Here is a 17,279-nt window from a genome sequence, read left to right as displayed (position 1 = left end):
TATGAAATGGAAATTGTTTCTAGTTTTCTGTTTGTCAATAAGCCTCCAGTCAAAGGCTCTTTCAACTACTATTAGACCTCTAACCTTTGAAAAGGTAGTTAGTCGGGCGGACTTGATAGCTACAGGGTTTATTTATGAGGCAGAATCTGCTGTTCGAGATTCTTCTGAGAGGAATTCCCAAGAGCCGCTAAAGTATTGTGCCAGAATAGAGCGGGCTGTTTCTGGATCGCTTGGCAGTGACTCGGTTTGCTTCCTTGCTCTGGCAGGTTTGAAAGTTGGGGTGCCGTATCTGCTGTTTCTCTCGAAGAGCGAAGATGTAGACAGTGAGGGTAACCCCATTAATTATGTTGGGTCGTTAGCATTAGAAGTTGCGGGTCCGAACCCACATCATGATTCTAGGGTTGTCCGATGGGAAGCAATTAGACATCCGATCATTCCCGGCCTTATTGAGGATAAGGCTGTGGTCGATTACCAAGATGCTAGTGATGTTACGAATAAACGATCCATCGTGGTCTATTCGTATTTTCCATTAAAGGACGTTGAGAAGGTTGTCCGGCAGTTAAAAGCCAGCAGCCGCTAACCCCACTAATTTTTGCAAATGGGGCGGCTACGACGCCTTTTGCGTTTGCTGTTAGTTCAATAGGAAGATCAAGTACTGTCAATAAGGATGGTGTTGACCCATCCGCCTACCTCTAGAAGAACGCCAAGCAGCAGCAAGACAGCAGTTACAAAAACTGGTCGAATCAGGTGATTTAGATCCTAGTAAAGTCTTTACAGGAGATGGGGCTTTGGATGCTGCGGCCAAAGAAGCATTGAGCGTTGTTCATCCTGTATCAGAGCTTCACAACGTAGAGATTGGCGGGAGACTCGTAGCTCATGGAGATGGATACTCCTACGAAATGCCCATCGTTGGTGATGCCGGAAGCGTTGGTATAAGTGGTAGTGGTGCAGCTGGGGGATGCCACACTCATCCAGGTGGATACGGTTACCGTCACTTCTCAACTAAATATTCTAATAGTGGCAGAGGGGGCGATGTTGGCTGGGTAAAAGACAACGGTATTCCGTTATATATGTCACACCAAAACCAGAATGGAGCGGGAATTAGTTATTGTGTTTGTAGTCCAGGTAGCGCGGCCTGTTCTACTGCCACTAATATGTCAAGGTCAAGAAGAGGTACTGGCTTATGATGAAGTGTTTTCTGTTTTTAACTTTAGTTTGGTCGCTATCGACAGGAGTTCTTGCAGGAGGTGACGGTATGTCGATACCTGAACACTTACCTTTGATCGAAACCTGCGTTTCTGCCTTAGCTAATACTAAATCAAAGAATATTCAGGGTAGTACTTTGGGGCCTGATTGGTCGACAGTTCACGTAAATTCTGTCTCCGTTGGAAATAACGTTTCTATAACTTTTCGGACGAAACAGGATGCTTTGAATGGAAAAGATGGGACGATTTCAGACTACCCGGAAATATACTGTTTATTGAGCCGCGATGGAGAAATACACCACCTTACCTCTCCAGAGGAAATGAATGGCAAGATAAGAATATTGGATATTATTCCTCTCAACAGCGCGTTTGAGGAGAAAGAATTCGATGTGCTGGTGAGCGCTGTTAGATCAGGAAAGCCAGTGTTTTCTTTCGATACGATTTACAAATCATCTGGTAATACGTATACGATTCAGGGGGAAACAATTAGAAGGAGAGTTGATCCGAAAGATTATATAACTGACTAGCAAATATGGTGGTAACTTTGCAAATGGGGCGGCTACTGCTGCTATGGCGTACGCTCTGAGCTCAATAGGTAGTGAGGAAGTTGATCCTAATACTTCCGGATCTAATGAGGCCGGTATTGAAACTTTGAAAAAACTTCCTGAAAACCCGGAGGCGATATATCAGGAGGGAAGGAAGTTAGCGGAAACTCAGAGTGACCTCAATGTTAACGAAACCGTTAAGTTCGATGATCGGCATGCATTCTGTCCTAAAGTCTGTAATACGAAGACCATCAGATATCGACCTACTGCTAAAGAAGGAATTGAATTTTTACAGAATAATTCTAACTACAGGTTGCTCTTAGGCGGGAGTGTTGAGGGTTGGTCCTATGTTTACCCGGGCGCGACGGTGCATAATTATATTGATTACCCTTTTGGTACGTCCGGTTATCGAAATCACGTTATTGGTGTTGGTCCCGGAGGGTTTACAGTGACAGGTTCCGAGAGTGTTCTGAGTGTGATTGCTCACGAAACCGGACATCGTGATGGCATTAGTCATGGCTCCATGATGAATAAGCGAGAATATGATTCAATTATGAGGTCGCGTGGACAATGAAGGTAACATTTGGGATTATGCTACATTTATTGGCTTTTGGTCTGCAGTCGGCTCAGTGTTTTGCTACAGTTTTTGCCGGAGATGATGGCAGGGAGGTTGTCGAGAAGGAGCCTCAATTTTTAGAAAGAATTGGGGTGTCAGTTTTTGAAGAGGAGGTTGTGGGCGAAGAGGGAAACTCTAATCTTCAGGTTACATTTACCTCTTCAGATATCCAAGGTTATGAAGATATAGGTGTGGAGTTTATTTATTTAGATGCAAAGAATCAGATTTTGCTTTCAGTTGAAAAGCCTTTTGCTAATAGTCCACACACAACTCGATATCTGATACCTCCTGGACATACTTTACTGGTTTCAGTTGTGGCTCCGCTGAGTCGTGATTCGAAATATTATAAGGTCGTCCTGAAAAATTAGCGTAGGAATTAGTCGTCAAGCCCCGGCAGCGATCTGCCGAGGGCTTTGTTTATCTGACCTTCACCCGGTCCGTGCGCCCAATGCTTGCCGAGCCGTTCGCAGGCAGTTCGCGCTAAGTGTGCCGTGCCCACCAAGGACTTGAAGCGGCTTTCGAAGTTTTGTTGAAGTAGAGCCAATGTCGAGGATCGATTTGCAACCTATCCAGAATCGGGCGCAGCTTTTCATCGATGGCCCCGCGCCTTTCCTCGCGCAGAATGCGTGCGCTCCAGTCGACCAGCTCCAGATAGCCGTCCAGGGATAAGAGAGTAGAGAGCCCTTGCAGGGTTTCTGCAGAGGAGTGTGAAGCCGATTGCATCGGCGGGCCGGGGAAACCGGATAGAATGGCCCGAATGACAATGACGACAGGAGGCACCATGCGAGCACACTATTTACTGTATGCGGCGATGATCATACTGGCCGGCTGCGGCGCCGACGATCGGGCGGCGGAAGTGGAAAAACCGGCTGCCGCGGAAACGCAAGCGGATGAAGCCGGCGGCGTGATTCCCGAGCACCAAATGGAAGCGTTGGAAAAGGCGGAAGAGGTCGAAGGGCAATTGCAGGAAGCTGCCGAGAAACGTGCCGATCCGTCGTAAACAAAAAAGCCGCCGTTAAACCTGACGGCGGCAAGCCGTCGCTCGATGAGCCGGGGGCGGGGAGCGCCCCCTGAACAAACGCGCTTTAGAAGTTGTAACTGCCGGTCAGGGCGACGGTGCGAGGTGGGCCGTAGAAGCCGGTATCGAGGCCGGGGCGGCCGAACGCAGCGGTATAGGCGTAACCCGCGACACGGTATTCCTTGTCGGCCAGGTTTTTGCCGACCAGGCTCAGGTTCCAGGCGCCGTCCGCACTGTAGTAGGTCGCACTCATATCCACAAGCGTATAGGCTTCCTGATCGAGTATCGGGTTGGGCGTTTCGAATATCTGGGTATCGGCCCGGTAGGATACAGACGGGTTGAGCACTACTTCCGCCCCGCTTTCCATCGGCAGGGAGTAATTCAGCTGGAACATCGCAGTGGTGTCCGGCGTATTTTGCATATCCCGCTGGTCGGAAATGTCCTCACCGCCAGAGATGAACTCTACAAACTCTGTATCGGCATAGCCCACCGTCATATTTGCGAGCAGGTTGTCAGTGACGGCCAGTGACGCCTCCAGTTCCACGCCCTGTATTTTTGCTTTACCGGCATTGAGTACTGCACTGACAAAACCACCGGCGGGACTGGCGGACTGCACGGTAACCTGCATGTCGGTGTAGTCGGCATAGTACAGCGCGGCGTTCAAGCGAAGTCGATTGTCGAACAGGTCCGACTTGGTGCCCAGCTCATAAGTGGTTACCGTTTCCGGGTCAAACCCGTCTTTGGTAGACGGCAGCGCAGTGGCATCGCCGCGCATATCGAAGCCGCCGCTCTTGAAACCGGTACTGTAGGCGGCGTAGACCATGATGTCTTCGTTGAACTGGTAATCGAGGCCGATGTGCGGGGTAAATTCGCTCCAGGTGTCGCTGTTGCTGTAGTCGGTGAGCGTTCCAATCGGGATGGAGTCGTCGGCGTCCGGATAGTACTCGTCCTGAAACTCCGGGCTATAGAGCCCCATGTAGTTTTCCTTGAGTACGTCGGCCGTTTTTTCATCGCGGGTATAGCGGCCGCCGAGGCTCAGGTTCCAGTCGGGAGCGAAACTCCAGTTGTAGTGTGCGTAAGCAGACAGGCTGTCGGTATCAACGGAGCCGGCCACCAGCTGTGTCAGTGGAAAACCCAGGATGGGATTGTCTTCATAGAAACCCAGGACCGCATTGAAAGCCCCTGCCGCTGTGCCGGTGTAGTAGTAAAGTCCGCTGACGAGGTTCGATGTGGCACCTTCCCAGTTCAGCTGGAACTCCTGGCTGAACTGTTCGTCATCGTAATAGGCGGGGACATCGAAGTCCGGTGCGATGCGGCTGTCGAAATCGATCGACGTTTCGGATTTTCCTTCGCGCTGGGCGGTTATGGACTTGACCATGACGCTATCGGATAGCTGCCATTCGGCAGTCAGCGACTCGCCACTGGTTTCCACTGAGTTGTCATACAGCATACCGGATTCGGTGTCGTACACACTGTCGAGGACCGGTTCTCCGTTCGGCCCCGTTTCCTCCCGATAGCCGTGTTTCGGGACAGAGTCATCCCGGGTTTTGTCGGCCGCCAGGCGAATCCAGAGATCGTTACTCGGATTGAATTCCAGTGCGACGCGCCCGCTCAGTACATTCTTGTTGTACTGCTCGTCGCCGGTGATGACATTTTCGCCGTAGCCATCGCGCTGGAAGCTGGCAATGGCGCCGCCGAAGTAGACGCCGTCGGCGATTTCGGTGGTGGCGGCGACTTTCAGGTCGCGCTGGTTGTAGCTGCCCAGCGCGCCGCTTACGGATACGCGGGAGTCGCCGGACATTTTCTTGGTCACGTATTTGACCGCGCCGCCGATGGTGTTTTTGCCGTAGAGCGTACCCTGCGGGCCGCGCAGCACTTCCACGCGCTCCACATCGAGAATATCGAGAACCGCACCCTGCGGGCGGGCGAGATAGACGTCGTCCACATAGATGCCGACACCCGGCTCAAAACCCCACAGCGGGTCCTGCTGGCCGATACCGCGAATAAAGGCGGTCAGGGTGGAGTTGGTGCCGCGGCTGGCCTGCAGGGTGGTGTTCGGGGACAGCTTCTGGATATCGGTCAGGTCGCTGACGCCGTTCTGCAGTAACGTATCTTCGCCAATCGCGGTCACTGCCACCGGCACTTCTTGCAATGACTGCTCGCGCTTCTGTGCGGTTACGGTTATCTCCTCGAGTGTGGGGTCGGCATAGGTAAAGCTGGCACCGCAGGCGAGCATGACGCCGGCGGCGAGGGGATGGAATTTTATTGCACTTTTTATCGTTCTGGTCATGGCTCTCTCCAATCACCAAAATTATGGTTATTCTGATTATTCCGGGATTGCCACTGTATCCATCCCCGCTCCACTTGCCTGCTAGACCAAGGTATGACAAGAATCGCATTCGGATTGGAGGACAACAAACAGCCGCTGGGGTATTGTCTGTATTCCGGTCTCCGCTCCGGCGTGGCCGGAGTGGCTGGCGCGGTCACATAGCCGGCCGGCGCCGGACCGGAGAGCTACAAGAATAAATCAGGTGCAGTCCCTTGTTTAGTCTGACGTCACTGGCAGCCGTCGCCCTCATCTACCTGCTGCTGCTGTTTGCCATCGCCTTCTGGGGCGATCGCTTGCCGGTTGGCCGCATCCGCCCGATCAAGCCGCTGTTACTGGCGCTGGCCGGTACCTATACCAGCGCCTGGATGTTTTTCGGTACGCCGGCGCAAGCGGTGGAGGAGGGCTGGCTGTTGCCGCCGACCTTTGTCGGCGCCAGCCTGATGCTGATCGCCGGCGCGCCGCTGCTGGTGCGTTTTGTGCGCCTGTGCAAGCGGCAGGGTTCCACTTCCATCGCCGACTTTATCAGTGCCCAGTTCGGCGGTTCCCAGTGGCTGGCGGCGTCGGTGGCCGTGCTGGCGCTGGTGGCAATATTGCCCTATCTGGCCCTTCAACTGCGCGCCGTTGCGGACAGTTTCCTGCTGCTGGCCGATAGCAAGGAAATCAGTTCCTCGACGGTTACGGCGATCGTCAGTGCCACCATCGGTCTCTTCGCGCTGTTGTTCGGCACTCGCCATATCGACAGCAGCGTGCACCGCAACGGCATGCTGCTGGCGGTGGCCTTCGAGGCGTTGGTCAAGATCGGTGCCTTTGTCGCTGTGGCCTGGTTTGTGCTCGGCAGTGCCTTCGACGGCAGTGCGGATCTGGCCGGGGCGGCGCTGGCGAGCGAGCGGGTCGAGGCGCTGGCCGCGGCGCGCCCGGCGGATACCGGTTACTTCGCCGTGGTGGTGCTGGGCATGGCGGCCATGTTCTGCCTGCCGCGCCAGTTCCATATCCTGATGATCGAGAGCGACGGCGAACAGGATATCGGCCCGGTGCGCAAGCTGATCCCGATCTACCTGGGCATCCTGTCGGTGGCGATACTGATCGTCGGCTACGGCGGCCTGCTGTGGCTTCCCGAATCGTACGGTAATCCCGAGCGCTTCGTGCTGGGCATTCCGCAACAGAGTGGTTCCGTGTCGCTGTCGCTGCTGGCGTTTATCGGCGGTCTTTCGGCCGGTTCCAGCATGGTGATCATCGCCACCATCGCGCTGTCGACGATGATCGCCAACACCATGGTGGTGCCCTGGTGGCTGCAGCAACTGCGGCGCCCGCGGCGTATGGAGAGGCGCCCGGCCGGCCAGGCACTGGGCTCCGACCTGCGCCGCGTGCGCCGCGGCATTATCGCGCTGATCATGTTGGCCGCCTTTGCGGTCAACGAGTGGATCGGCCCCGGTGTGCGCCTGGGCACTTTCGGGCTGTTGTCCCTGGCGCTGGTGGCACAGCTGGCGCCGGCGATGATTGCCGGTGTCTGGTGGCCGGCAACCTGGATGCGGCTTCGCGCCGCGGGTGTTATCGCCGGCCTGCTGGCCGGCACGGCCGTCTGGGCCCTGTCGGCGCTGCCGGCGGCGCTCGGCCGGCCGGACCCGATCGCCGGGGCGCTCGGCCTCGACTGGAACTCGCTGTCGATCAGCTGCCTGTTCGGCCTCGGTGCCAACTGCGCCGCGCTGCTGCTGGTTTCCGCGTTGCTGGAATCCTGGCGCCCGCAGGGCCGCGGTGCCGAGGAGGGGCCGGTGGACAGGGAGCAGCTGCGGGAACTGCTGGCGAGATTTGTCGGCGACGATGCGGCGGCGCGCACCTTCGCCGGGCTGGAAGAACAGCCGCAGCGGGATTATCGTGGCACGGTGGAAAAGGTTCTCGCCGGTATCGTCGGTTCCACCAGCGCCCGCCGGCTGGTGCGGCAGTCCAACAGCGCCAGTGCCCAGAACCTGGAAGAGGCCTCGGCCATCTACCAGTTCGGTCGCGGCCTGTTACAGAGCAGTATCGATAATATCGACCAGGGTATCTCGGTGGTGGATGCCAACCTCAACCTGGTTGCCTGGAATCGCCGCTATATCGAACTTTTCAGCTATCCCACGTCGATGATCTATGTCGGCCGGCCGGTGGCGGAACTGGTGCGCTACAACGCCAACCGCGGAGAGTGCGGGCCGGGAGCGGTGGAAATGCATGTGCAGAAGCGCGTCGAGCATCTGAAAGCCGGCACCGCCTACCGGGTGCAGCGCCACCGCACAGACGGCACCGTGCTGGAGATCCGCGGCAACCCGCTGCCTGACGGTGGCTTTGTAACTACCTACACCGATGTCTCCGACTACCAGCGCGCGCTGGCGGAGCTCACCGAGGTACGGGATTCGCTGGAACACAAGGTGGCCGAGCGCACCGGTGCGCTGCAGTCCCTGAACGAAAAGTTGCAGAAGTTGAACCGCGATTTGGAGGCGGCCAGCCGCGGCAAGACCCGCTTCCTCGCCGCCGCCAGTCACGACCTGGTGCAGCCGCTCAACGCCAGCCGCCTGTTCCTCGACGCCCTCACTGCCCGACAACTGGACGGCGACAGCCGCGGTCTGCTGAACCGCGCCGACAGTGCACTGGCCGCGGCGGAGCAACTGATTACCGACATGCTGCAGATCGCCCGTATGGATGCCGGCGATATCCACCCCGATATACAGCCCACCACGCTGGACCGGATTCTCGGCGAGGTGGTCGAGCAGACCCGCCTCGCCGCCGCCGCGCGCCGTATCGAGCTGCGCTATCGCCCCTGCGATCTGTGGGTAAACAGCGACGAAAAAATGCTGCGTCGGGTGGTGCAGAACCTGCTCGACAATGCGATCAAGTACACCCGCAGCGGTGGCGTGCTGCTGGCCGCGCGTCGCCGCGGCGACACTGTGTCGCTGGAGGTGTGGGACACCGGCTGCGGTATCGACGTCTCCCAGCAGAAAAATATCTTCCGCGAGTTCTGCCGGCTGGGCGGCGTCGAGCGCGAGCACGGTTACGGGCTCGGGCTGGCCACGGTGGAGCGGCTGTGCCGCCTGCTGGATTCGCCGATCGGGTTGGGATCGCGGCCGGGGCGCGGCAGCGTCTTCCGCGTGCGCCTGCCGCGGGTGCCGGCGGTGCAGCGCAGGGCGACGGCGCCCACACAGCTGCCGCCTGCGCAACGGGCGCTGGAGTTGCAGGTGCTCTGTGTCGACAACGAACCGTCAATCCTGGAGGCCATGCAGACCCTGCTCAGCGGCTGGGGTTGCAACGTTCACTGTGCGCGCAACCGGCGCGAGGCACTGGCACTGCCGCAGCCGGATCTGCTGTTGATGGATTTCCACCTGGACGAAGAACTCGACGGTATCGCCCTGGCGCGGCAGATGCTGGACACCTGGGGCGCGGCGGTGCCCTGTGTGATCATCTCCGCGGAAAATACCGACCTGGTCAAGAACCGCGCCCAGCGCGCCGGTTGGCAGTTCCTGCAAAAACCCCTGCGACCGGCGGCGCTGCGGGCGCTGCTGCAGGCGCAGCAGAAGAAAAGGGTCGGGCCTGCGACCAAGGTCGTATAGGGCGATGCCCCCTAAAAGCGTAGGTTGAGGTGAGTTTTACGAACCCCAACAAGACCATCGGCGCAGATGTTGGAGTTCGCTTCGCTCACTCCAACTACCGGTGATTAAGAAGTAACAACAATGAAAAAATACCTGCTCGAAATATTGATGTTCAGTGCCTACGCACTGTTCGCTGCCAGTTGGGTCAGCGGCGCGATACTGACGCCGGATATCCAGTCCTCTTTCGGTGAGGAAGGCTTTGCCAACGCCACCTGGGGCAGCAACGTGATTACCCTGGCGAAGATCGTCGGCAACCTGGCCGCGGCCATGCTGCTGATGCGCCTCGGGGTCGTGCGCGCCTTTGCACTGGCGATCCTGCTGATCGCCGCTGGCGGTCTCGGTGCCCTCGCGGTGGACTACGGCAGCTGGCTGCTCTCGAGGCTGGCACTGGGGCTCGGCGGTGCGCTGGCAATTGTCTACTTCAATCCGGTGGTAATGCACTACTTCTCCGCGCCGGAGCGGCCGCTGGTCAACGGTATCAACGCGGCGGCGTTCAATGCCGGCAACCTGCTTGCGCTGCTGTCCACCGGCGCGCTCACCGCCTGGCTGGGCAGCTGGCAGTCGGTGGTGGTTCTCTACGGTGTGATGGTCGCGGCGCTGGCGGTGCTCTGGTGGCTGTCTGCGGAAAACTTTTCCCTGTCCGGCGGCGGCGATAAACCGGACGAGAAATACGGCCTCAAAGAGGGGATTCGCGAAGGCTTCAACTGGTGGCTGCCACTGGCTTTCTGCGGCGTGCTCTTCTGCTATATCTCCGTGTTTTCGCTTTTCCCGCTGATCGAGGGTTTTGCCGTGGCCAGCCATCACCTGTCGGCGGTAATGATCGCCGCGGGTATGGTTGGCACCGCCGCCGGCATCGTCGTGACCCGTCGCTATCCACTGCGCCTGCCGGTACTGCGCTGTGCCGGTCTGGGGCTGGTGATTTTCGCCGCGCTGATGCTGGTCAGCCGCAACCCGCTTGTCGCCTACGCCGCGGCGGCGCTGGCCGGTTTCTTTATGTTCCTGCCGATGACCGCGATAGTAACCCTGCCACAGGAACTGCCGGGCATGACGCCGGCACGGATCACGGTGACCTTCGCGATGTTCTGGTCCATTTCCTATGGTGTGGAGACGGTGCTGATGTACGGCGCCGGCCTGCTCGCGGACATCAGTGGCGAACCGGCGCTGGCCGCCTACTTCGCCGTGGCCTGTTCCGCCTCTCTGTTCGTCTTCTCCTTCCTGTTGCCGGAGAGCGGCAAGTCGAGGGAAACCGCCGAAGCGGAAAACCTGGAGGCCGACAATGCGCCGGCTTGACCCGAAACTGGCCGAATGGCTGCAAGGCGTCAACGCCCAGCTGGCGAAAATGAAAGCTGCCGGCTTTGAAGCCACGCCGATTTCCGCCCGCGAGAGCCTCGCCAACCTGACGCGCACTTTTGTCGGGCCGGGGCCGGAGATGGCGGTCTGCGAAACCCTGGTGTACGGCGGTGCATATGCGGTGCCGGTGCGGATTTACCAACCGAGGAATGCCGAGCCGGGACCGGCGATTATCTACTGTCACGGCGGCGGCCATATGGCCGGCAGTGTCAGTGTCTACGATCCCATCTGCCGACGCCTGGCGGAGGCCTGCGGACGCACGCTGGTATCAGTGGAGTATCGCCTGGCGCCGGAGAATCCCTACCCCGCCGGGCTGAACGACCTGATCAGTGTGGTGCGCGGCCTGGGTGCGGTGCTGGACCGGAAAAATATCGAGCACGACAACCGCTGGATCCTGATGGGGGATTCCGGCGGCGGCGCACTCTGCGCCGCTGCCTGCCGCCTGCTGCAACACCGCCGGCACGATATTGCCGCACAGGTGCTGATCTACCCGGGCCTCGATTACACAATGCTGCAGCCGTCGATCGAGGAGAACGGCAGCGGCTACCTGCTGGAGAAAGAGAAAATTCTCTGGTATTTCGACAATTATTTTCAGGGTTCGGAAAACCCCCGGCTCGCCTCGCCGCTGCACGGCGAATTTACCGACAATCTACCGCCGTCACTGGTGATTACCGCCGAGTTCTGCGCGCTGCGAGACGAGGGTTATGCCTATTTGAAAAAGCTGCAGGGGGTCGGTATCGCCACCGAGTCACTGCATTTCGACGATATGATCCACGCATTTTTGAATCTGGAAAAGCTGGTGCCGGAGGCCTGCGCGAAACTCTATCGGCATGTGGGCGAGTATGTGCGCGGAATCTGAACCCGTGACGAAAGCGGGCTCCTACGTCTTGTAGGGTGTGCCGTGCGCACCGAACGAGAGCCGATAGAGGCGAGGTTTTTCCGGTGCGCGCGGCGCACCCTACGGTCTGGATACCGGCTCGAGTCCGGCATGACCTAAAGCAGGGTCAGCGACTGCGCCTCCCGAATCAGTTGCTTCCTGTCCCGCAATTCCAGTTTGCGCAGAATCGCCGTCACATGGCTTTTTACCGTGGGCTCGGTGATATCCAGTTCGTAGGCGATCTGCTTGTTCAGCTGCCCACGGGCAATCATCTGGAAGATACGTAGTTGCTGTGTCGTCAGCCGGGCCAGGCGCTCGGCGAGTGGTGTCTCTTCCGCCTCCTGCATCGCCTCCGGGTTGAACCACTGTTCGCCGGCGAAAACTCGCTCGATGCACTGCACCATTTCATCCGGCTTGGCCGTCTTGGACAGGAAGCCGCTGGCGCCGAAGGCGGCGGCCTGCTGGATCACCGAGTGTTTGTCACTGCCGGAAATCACCACTACCGGCACCGCGGGGAAGTCGTTGCGGATCTGTGCCAGGCCGTTGAAGCCCTCGCTGCCGGGCATATTCAGGTCCAGCAGCAACAGGTCGATTTCGCTGTTGCGCAGTTCGCCGAGTGTGGACTGCAGATCCTCGCCCTGCAGCAATGTGCAGTCGGGGAAATGGCGCGTCAGTGTAGTCGCCAGGGCATCGCGGTAGAGGGGGTGGTCGTCGGCAATCAGCAGTCGGTAATTCACTTCACACCCGTTTTATAAAAATTGTCGAGGGTGCAGAAAATACTACTGCGCGGTCCAACCCCCGTCCACCGGCAGTGCGGCGCCGGTAATGGTATCGGCGTATTGCCCGCACAGGTACAGCACCAGACCGGCGATGGCCTCGGGGCTGGTGGCTTTGGGCATGGGCTGTTTGGCGCCGATCAGCTGCGCCCTCGCAGTTTCGATATCGAGGTTTTCGTCGCTGGCGATTCTCTCGATCTGTGGTTGGATGAGCGGTGTCTCCACCCAGCCGGGGCAGATGGCATTGGCGGTCACGCCGCGGTCGGCGTTTTCCAGCGCCAGCACCCGGGTGAGGCCGATCAGGCCGTGCTTGGCGGCGCAGTAGGCCGCCTTCTGTTCCGAGGCCACCAGGCCGTGCACCGAGGAAATATTGACGATGCGGCCCCAGTTGCCGTCGCGCATACCCGGCAGCAGGTCGCGGGACAGATAGAAGGCCGCGCTCAGGTTGATGGACAGTATTCTCTGCCACTGTTCGATGGGGAAGTGGTGTGCATCCGCGGTGAACTGGACACCGGCGTTGTTGACCAGTACCGAGGGATTGCCGAGGGCCTCGCGGGTGTCGGCCGCCAGCTGCGCGCAGCCGGCCTCGCTGTCAATATCGGCGGTGCTGATTCCGCAGTCCACGCCGTAGCGATCGCGAAACTCGCTGGCGAGAATCTCGCCCTCTTCCGGCCACATGATGCCGTGCAGCATGACCGGGTATCCCGCTTCTGCCATGGCGTGGGCAATGGCGAGACCGATGCCGCTGGTGGACCCGGTAATCAAGACTGGCTGTCGCTGTTCCCGCTGCACTGAAAACTCCCGCGGCTGTTATTTTCTTCATGGTTGGGCCGGCGTGGCTGAGCCTTTCTTTTCCGGCTTTTTCCAGATTGCAGAAATCCTAACAGCGGTGGCTGGGGCGGTCTGTATGACCAAGGTATGAGTTAAATGGCCACGCGCCTGATTTAATATGAATACCGATTCATGTTTCAAACATCGCACGGAAAAGAAGTGGCCCTATGAATTCTGTTGCCATCGCCCGCATCGACAACGCCGGCCCCGGCGCCCCCAAGACCGCCCGCGGCGCGCGTACCCGCGCCCGCATTCTCAAGGCGGCGGAGGAGGCCTTCGGCACCCTCGGCTACCACCGCGCCGGCATTGCCGACATCACCCGCGCCGCCGGCGTGGCCCAGGGCACGTTCTACACCTACTTCGCCGGCAAGGAGCAAACCCTGCGCGAACTGGTGCGCGATATGGGCCACCAGCTGCGCGCCCACCTGGAGGCGGAAATCGCCGGCGCCCGCGATCGGCTCGAGGCGGAGGAGAAGGGCCTGCGCGCTTTCCTCCAGTACCTGCACGACAACCCCTCGCTCTATCGGGTGCTGCAGGAAGCCCAGTTCGTGGACGAAACCATCTACCGCGACTACTACGAGGCCTTCGGCAGGGGCTATGTGCGCATGCTCGCCGACGCCACCCGCAAGGGCGAAATCCGCCCCGGCAACAACGAAGTGCGGGTCTGGGCCCTGATGGGAATAGCCAATTTCCTGGGCCTGCGCTACGCCCTGTGGGAACAGGACACCCCCTTCGACGATATCGTCGCCACCATTTCTGACCTGTTCCGCAACGGCCTCGCCCCGGGCGGCGATAAGGAGAAATCATGAATACGGTACCGGTGCGCTATCAACAGGCCGATGGCATCGCCACCCTGACCCTCGACCGCGCCGAGCGCCACAACGCCCTGGTGCCGGAACTTCTGGACGGCCTGCGCGAGGCCCTGGCGCGCTGCCGGGAGGAACGCCCGGCGGCGCTGATCCTGGACGCCGAAGGGCGCTCCTTTTCCAGTGGCGGCGACGTGGCCGCTTTTTACGACACACCCCGCGGCGAACGACGTGCCTACGCCGAGCGCGTGGTGGGCGCGCTCAACGCCGCGATGCTGGATCTGCTGCGCCTGCCGGTGCCCACGGTGGCGGCGGTGCAGGGCCTGGTCACCGGCGGCTCGGTGGGCCTGGTGCTGGCCTGCGATATCGCCGTGGCCGGGCCACGGACCCATTTCGCCCCCTGGTACACCGCCGTGGGCTTCAGCCCGGATGGCGGCTGGACCGCGCTGATGCCTGAGCGCATCGGCCGCGGCCGGACCCTGGATGTGCAGCTCACCAACCGCCGCATCGAGGCCCGCGAGGCCCTGGACCTGGGGCTGGTGCAGTACCTGGCCGACGACGGTGGCGTGGCGGACAGGGCGCGCGAGGTGGCCGGACGCCTGCGCGTCGCTTGGCCCGGCAGCGTGCGCCATACCCTGACCCTGACGCGCCCGGACCCGGAGCGGGTGGCCCGGGCCCTGGACGCCGAATACCGGCATTTCCTGGAGCAGATCGACAGCGATGAGGCGGATCGCGGCATGGCCGCATTCCTCGGTCGCGATTAACAGCAAAAACCCATACCGACAATAAAAACGAGAGGCCACTATGCGACTGACCACCATCCTGAGCCGTCTGGGCCAGGCGGTGCTGATCGGGGCCCTGCCCCTGAGCGCCGCCGCCTTCGAGACCTTTGCCGACGAGGACCGCTCCGCGGAACTCAGCGGCGAGCCGGCCCACCAGCAATACCAGTTCAACACCCCCACCACCGTCAGCTACGATCGCGATACCCTGAGCCAGGGCGCCGCCGGCACCCGCGTTTACGTGGCGGACATGGGCAACCATGAAATCAAGGTCCTCAATCTCGACGGCGCCCTGATCGGCACCCTGGACGACGCCGACCAGGCGCTGGCGCCGGACAGCCCCGCCAGCAGTGTGCCGGAGATCCGCGCGCCGCTGGGCATTGCCTTCCTGTCCGCAAGCGAAGCCGACGACGACCGCCTGGCCGGCCTCTACGTGAACGACGTGGGCCGTCACCAGATTCACTTCTTCCGCACCCTGGCCGGCGCCGCCGGCGACTTCGAGTATGTCACCTCGTTCGGGCAGCCCGGCCACGGCCACGGCGGCGGCGAGGATATCTACCTGCCGCGCAACATGGTGATCACGCCGCAGGGGTTCATCTATGTCTCCGATGAGTTCAACCACCGCGTCAAGGCGTTCACCATCGACCCGGACAACGGCTACCAGGTGGACCTGATCCAGACGTTGGGCCACCGGGACGCCAACGGCGATTACCTGGGCGCGGGGCCGATCATCCGCGGCGTGGACAAGAACTACGGCACCGACTCCACCCACTACGACGACTACGCCGGCGAGCCGGACAAGCGCGACGGCTACCGCATTCCCCAGGGCATGACCTACTACCAGTCGCCGGACAACGGCGCCACCTACCTGTACGTGGCGGACAACGGCAACAACCGCATCAAGATCTTCCGCGTGGACACCGCCACCGGCCAGCTCACCCTGGACGATATGCTGGGCCGCTTCCGCGATGACGACGGCGACGTCGACCACCTGAAACGCCCGCGCGGCGTGCGCACCGACCTGGACGGCAACCTCTACGTGGCCGACACCTACAACGGCCGCATCATCCTGTTCCCCAACCTGGCGGCCACCACCGACACCGACCCGGTGCGCTACCGCTCCAGCGGTAGCGCCGATGCCGAGGCCACCTGGGTATACGGTCGCCTGGGCATCCACCAGGTGGAGATGCGCTCGGCTTCCGCCACCGAGGACGAGGCCTTCCAGCTGCCCAACGACCTGGTGCCGGTGATCGGCCCCGATGGCGCCTTCTACCGGGAAGACATCTACTCCTGGGGCTACTACTTCCCCGACGCCCGGGTGCACCTGGTCAGCGATTCGGGCAACAACCGCATCAAGAAATGCTGGAGCAGCAGCGATGGCGACACCCTGTTGCGCTGCTCCGTGTCCGAGGGGGTGGGCGGCGTCGCCGACCATGAATTCTGGGGCCACCCGCGCACCCTGGCCGGGCAGCTCCACTCGTCCAGCGGCATGGCCTGGCTGGATTCCAAGAGCCGCCTGCTGGTCAGCGACACCCCCAACACCCGCATCAACATCTACGACGCCAGCGGCAACTATCGGGGCCGCTTCCCGGGCACCGACATCAGCTACGGGGTGACCGGCATCGCCACCTTCACCGATCCCAACATCGGCGAGGCGGTGGCCGTGCTGGTGGCCGCCGACGCCACCCTGCCCTGGCCCTACACCGGCGACGCCAGCCTGCGCATCTACGACGCCGACGGCAACCTGGAGGAGCTGTTCAACCTCACCTACCGCACCGGGGGCCTGTCGGTGCCGGCCATCGCCCTGACATCCAGCAACACCAATTACCCGGTGGCGGTGTCCGCGCGCAGCGGTGCCAGCCCGGACGAACACGGCATCTTCATCACCAGCTTCGGCAACACTGTGTGGCGCTTCGATTACGACAGCGGCAGCGGTACCCTCGACGGCAACTGGTACGCCGGCGGTCCGGACCCCGACAAGGGCAATGACCTGGGCGAGAACTGGAGCCTGGGCCCGGACTTCTTCGAACAGGGCGCCGCCGGCACCTTTGACCAGATCGGCAGCGTGCTGGCGCTGGATGGCCGGGTCTACGTCACCGACCGCCGCAACCAGCGCCTCCAGGCCCTGGACCCGGCCAGCGGCGCGCTGATCGGCCAGCTGGGCCTGGGTGGCGGCACCTACGACCACCCGGACAGCCTGGATCCGCAGCGCTTTTTCCTGCCCGCGGGCCTGGCCTACGACGCCCAGCAGGACGCCCTGCTGGTGGCCGACGGCTTCAACATGGTGGCCCGGGCCTGGAACAACCCGGACGCCTACAGCCCCGACGCCAGCGGCGTGATCAGCCCCGCTTATCGGGGCCACTGGCTCGATCCCGCCCTGGGCACCCGGCCCGGCGGCCTGTTCGATGCCGAGCAGGTGGCGGTGGGCGACGGCAGCGTCTATGTCTTCTCGCTGATCAGCAACCGGGTCACCAAATTCAGCTGGAGTGAGATCAACCCCTGAACCGGCGGCAGCGGGCCCGCCCGCTCCCCA

15 protein-coding genes are annotated in these 17,279 nt (G+C 60.7%); 11 read left to right on the top strand and 4 right to left on the bottom strand.

The window, feature by feature from the left end; translation table 11 throughout:
- Nucleotide 1: 1 nt before the first annotated feature.
- A complete protein-coding gene (locus OQE62_RS06585) occupies nucleotides 2-580 on the top strand; it encodes a hypothetical protein (protein WP_265721212.1) in 579 nt (192 codons plus the stop codon).
- 253 nt (nucleotides 581-833) lie between these two features.
- Here the strand turns inward: OQE62_RS06585 and OQE62_RS06580 are convergent, their stop codons facing one another.
- Nucleotides 834-995 (bottom strand): hypothetical protein, encoded by a 162-nt coding sequence (locus tag OQE62_RS06580; RefSeq protein WP_265721211.1) that lies wholly within the window; start codon nucleotides 993-995, stop codon nucleotides 834-836.
- A 260-nt stretch (nucleotides 996-1,255) separates the two neighbouring features.
- Between OQE62_RS06580 and OQE62_RS06575 the strand changes: the two genes are divergently transcribed.
- The 4 genes from OQE62_RS06575 to OQE62_RS06560 all read left to right on the top strand — a co-directional run bounded on the left by OQE62_RS06575 (nucleotide 1,256) and on the right by OQE62_RS06560 (nucleotide 3,366).
- Entirely contained in the window at nucleotides 1,256-1,732 is a 477-nt protein-coding gene (locus tag OQE62_RS06575; RefSeq protein ID WP_265721210.1) for a hypothetical protein, read from the top strand.
- A 43-nt stretch (nucleotides 1,733-1,775) separates the two neighbouring features.
- Nucleotides 1,776-2,324 carry a hypothetical protein gene (locus tag OQE62_RS06570; RefSeq protein WP_265721209.1) on the top strand — a complete coding sequence of 183 codons (549 nt, stop codon included), beginning with the start codon at nucleotides 1,776-1,778 and terminating at the stop codon, nucleotides 2,322-2,324.
- Nucleotides 2,321-2,734, top strand: coding sequence for a hypothetical protein (locus tag OQE62_RS06565; protein WP_265721208.1), 414 nt, complete (start codon nucleotides 2,321-2,323; stop codon nucleotides 2,732-2,734). The genes OQE62_RS06570 and OQE62_RS06565 overlap by 4 nt, the downstream gene beginning before the upstream one ends.
- A gap of 413 nt (nucleotides 2,735-3,147) precedes the next feature.
- Complete coding sequence (locus OQE62_RS06560; protein ID WP_265721207.1) at nucleotides 3,148-3,366, top strand: hypothetical protein; 219 nt, start codon at nucleotides 3,148-3,150, stop codon at nucleotides 3,364-3,366.
- A gap of 85 nt (nucleotides 3,367-3,451) precedes the next feature.
- On the opposite strand, the gene OQE62_RS06555 is transcribed toward OQE62_RS06560, so the two are convergent.
- Complete coding sequence (locus OQE62_RS06555; RefSeq protein WP_265721206.1) at nucleotides 3,452-5,674, bottom strand: TonB-dependent receptor; 2,223 nt, start codon at nucleotides 5,672-5,674, stop codon at nucleotides 3,452-3,454.
- A gap of 251 nt (nucleotides 5,675-5,925) precedes the next feature.
- Here OQE62_RS06555 and OQE62_RS06550 point away from each other — a divergent pair, with 251 nt between their 5' ends.
- The 3 genes from OQE62_RS06550 to OQE62_RS06540 all read left to right on the top strand — a co-directional run bounded on the left by OQE62_RS06550 (nucleotide 5,926) and on the right by OQE62_RS06540 (nucleotide 11,536).
- Nucleotides 5,926-9,288, top strand: a complete 3,363-nt coding sequence (locus OQE62_RS06550; RefSeq protein WP_265721205.1) for a hybrid sensor histidine kinase/response regulator — start codon at nucleotides 5,926-5,928, stop codon at nucleotides 9,286-9,288.
- Between the two features lie 120 nt (nucleotides 9,289-9,408).
- Nucleotides 9,409-10,617 (top strand): MFS transporter, encoded by a 1,209-nt coding sequence (locus OQE62_RS06545; RefSeq protein ID WP_265721204.1) that lies wholly within the window; start codon nucleotides 9,409-9,411, stop codon nucleotides 10,615-10,617.
- Nucleotides 10,604-11,536: an alpha/beta hydrolase gene (locus tag OQE62_RS06540; RefSeq protein WP_265721203.1), complete on the top strand. Its 933-nt coding sequence runs from the start codon at nucleotides 10,604-10,606 to the stop codon at nucleotides 11,534-11,536. The genes OQE62_RS06545 and OQE62_RS06540 overlap by 14 nt, the downstream gene beginning before the upstream one ends.
- Nucleotides 11,537-11,670: 134 nt before the next feature.
- On the opposite strand, the gene OQE62_RS06535 is transcribed toward OQE62_RS06540, so the two are convergent.
- Together OQE62_RS06535 and OQE62_RS06530 are read right to left on the bottom strand one after the other, a co-directional pair.
- Nucleotides 11,671-12,291 (bottom strand): response regulator transcription factor, encoded by a 621-nt coding sequence (locus OQE62_RS06535; RefSeq protein ID WP_265721202.1) that lies wholly within the window; start codon nucleotides 12,289-12,291, stop codon nucleotides 11,671-11,673.
- 42 nt (nucleotides 12,292-12,333) lie between these two features.
- Complete coding sequence (locus OQE62_RS06530) at nucleotides 12,334-13,122, bottom strand: 3-hydroxybutyrate dehydrogenase (RefSeq protein ID WP_265721201.1); 789 nt, start codon at nucleotides 13,120-13,122, stop codon at nucleotides 12,334-12,336.
- A 206-nt stretch (nucleotides 13,123-13,328) separates the two neighbouring features.
- Between OQE62_RS06530 and OQE62_RS06525 the strand changes: the two genes are divergently transcribed.
- From OQE62_RS06525 to OQE62_RS06515, 3 genes are read left to right on the top strand one after another with little or no spacing between them, the layout of a single operon-like run.
- A complete protein-coding gene (locus tag OQE62_RS06525; protein ID WP_265721200.1) occupies nucleotides 13,329-13,970 on the top strand; it encodes a TetR/AcrR family transcriptional regulator in 642 nt (213 codons plus the stop codon).
- Nucleotides 13,967-14,731: an enoyl-CoA hydratase/isomerase family protein gene (locus OQE62_RS06520; RefSeq protein WP_265721199.1), complete on the top strand. Its 765-nt coding sequence runs from the start codon at nucleotides 13,967-13,969 to the stop codon at nucleotides 14,729-14,731. Before OQE62_RS06525 ends, OQE62_RS06520 begins: the two co-directional genes overlap by 4 nt.
- Before the next feature lie 40 nt (nucleotides 14,732-14,771).
- On the top strand, nucleotides 14,772-17,249 hold the full coding sequence (locus OQE62_RS06515; protein ID WP_265721198.1) for an NHL repeat-containing protein: 2,478 nt from the start codon (nucleotides 14,772-14,774) through the stop codon (nucleotides 17,247-17,249).
- The last annotated feature ends 30 nt before the right edge of the window (nucleotides 17,250-17,279 follow it).

The sequence above is a fragment of the Microbulbifer halophilus genome (assembly GCF_026183675.1).
GTDB lineage: Bacteria > Pseudomonadota > Gammaproteobacteria > Pseudomonadales > Cellvibrionaceae > Microbulbifer > Microbulbifer halophilus.
The sequence above is the reverse complement of the archived record's forward strand: the minus strand, read 5'-3'. Positions and strand labels throughout refer to the sequence as shown.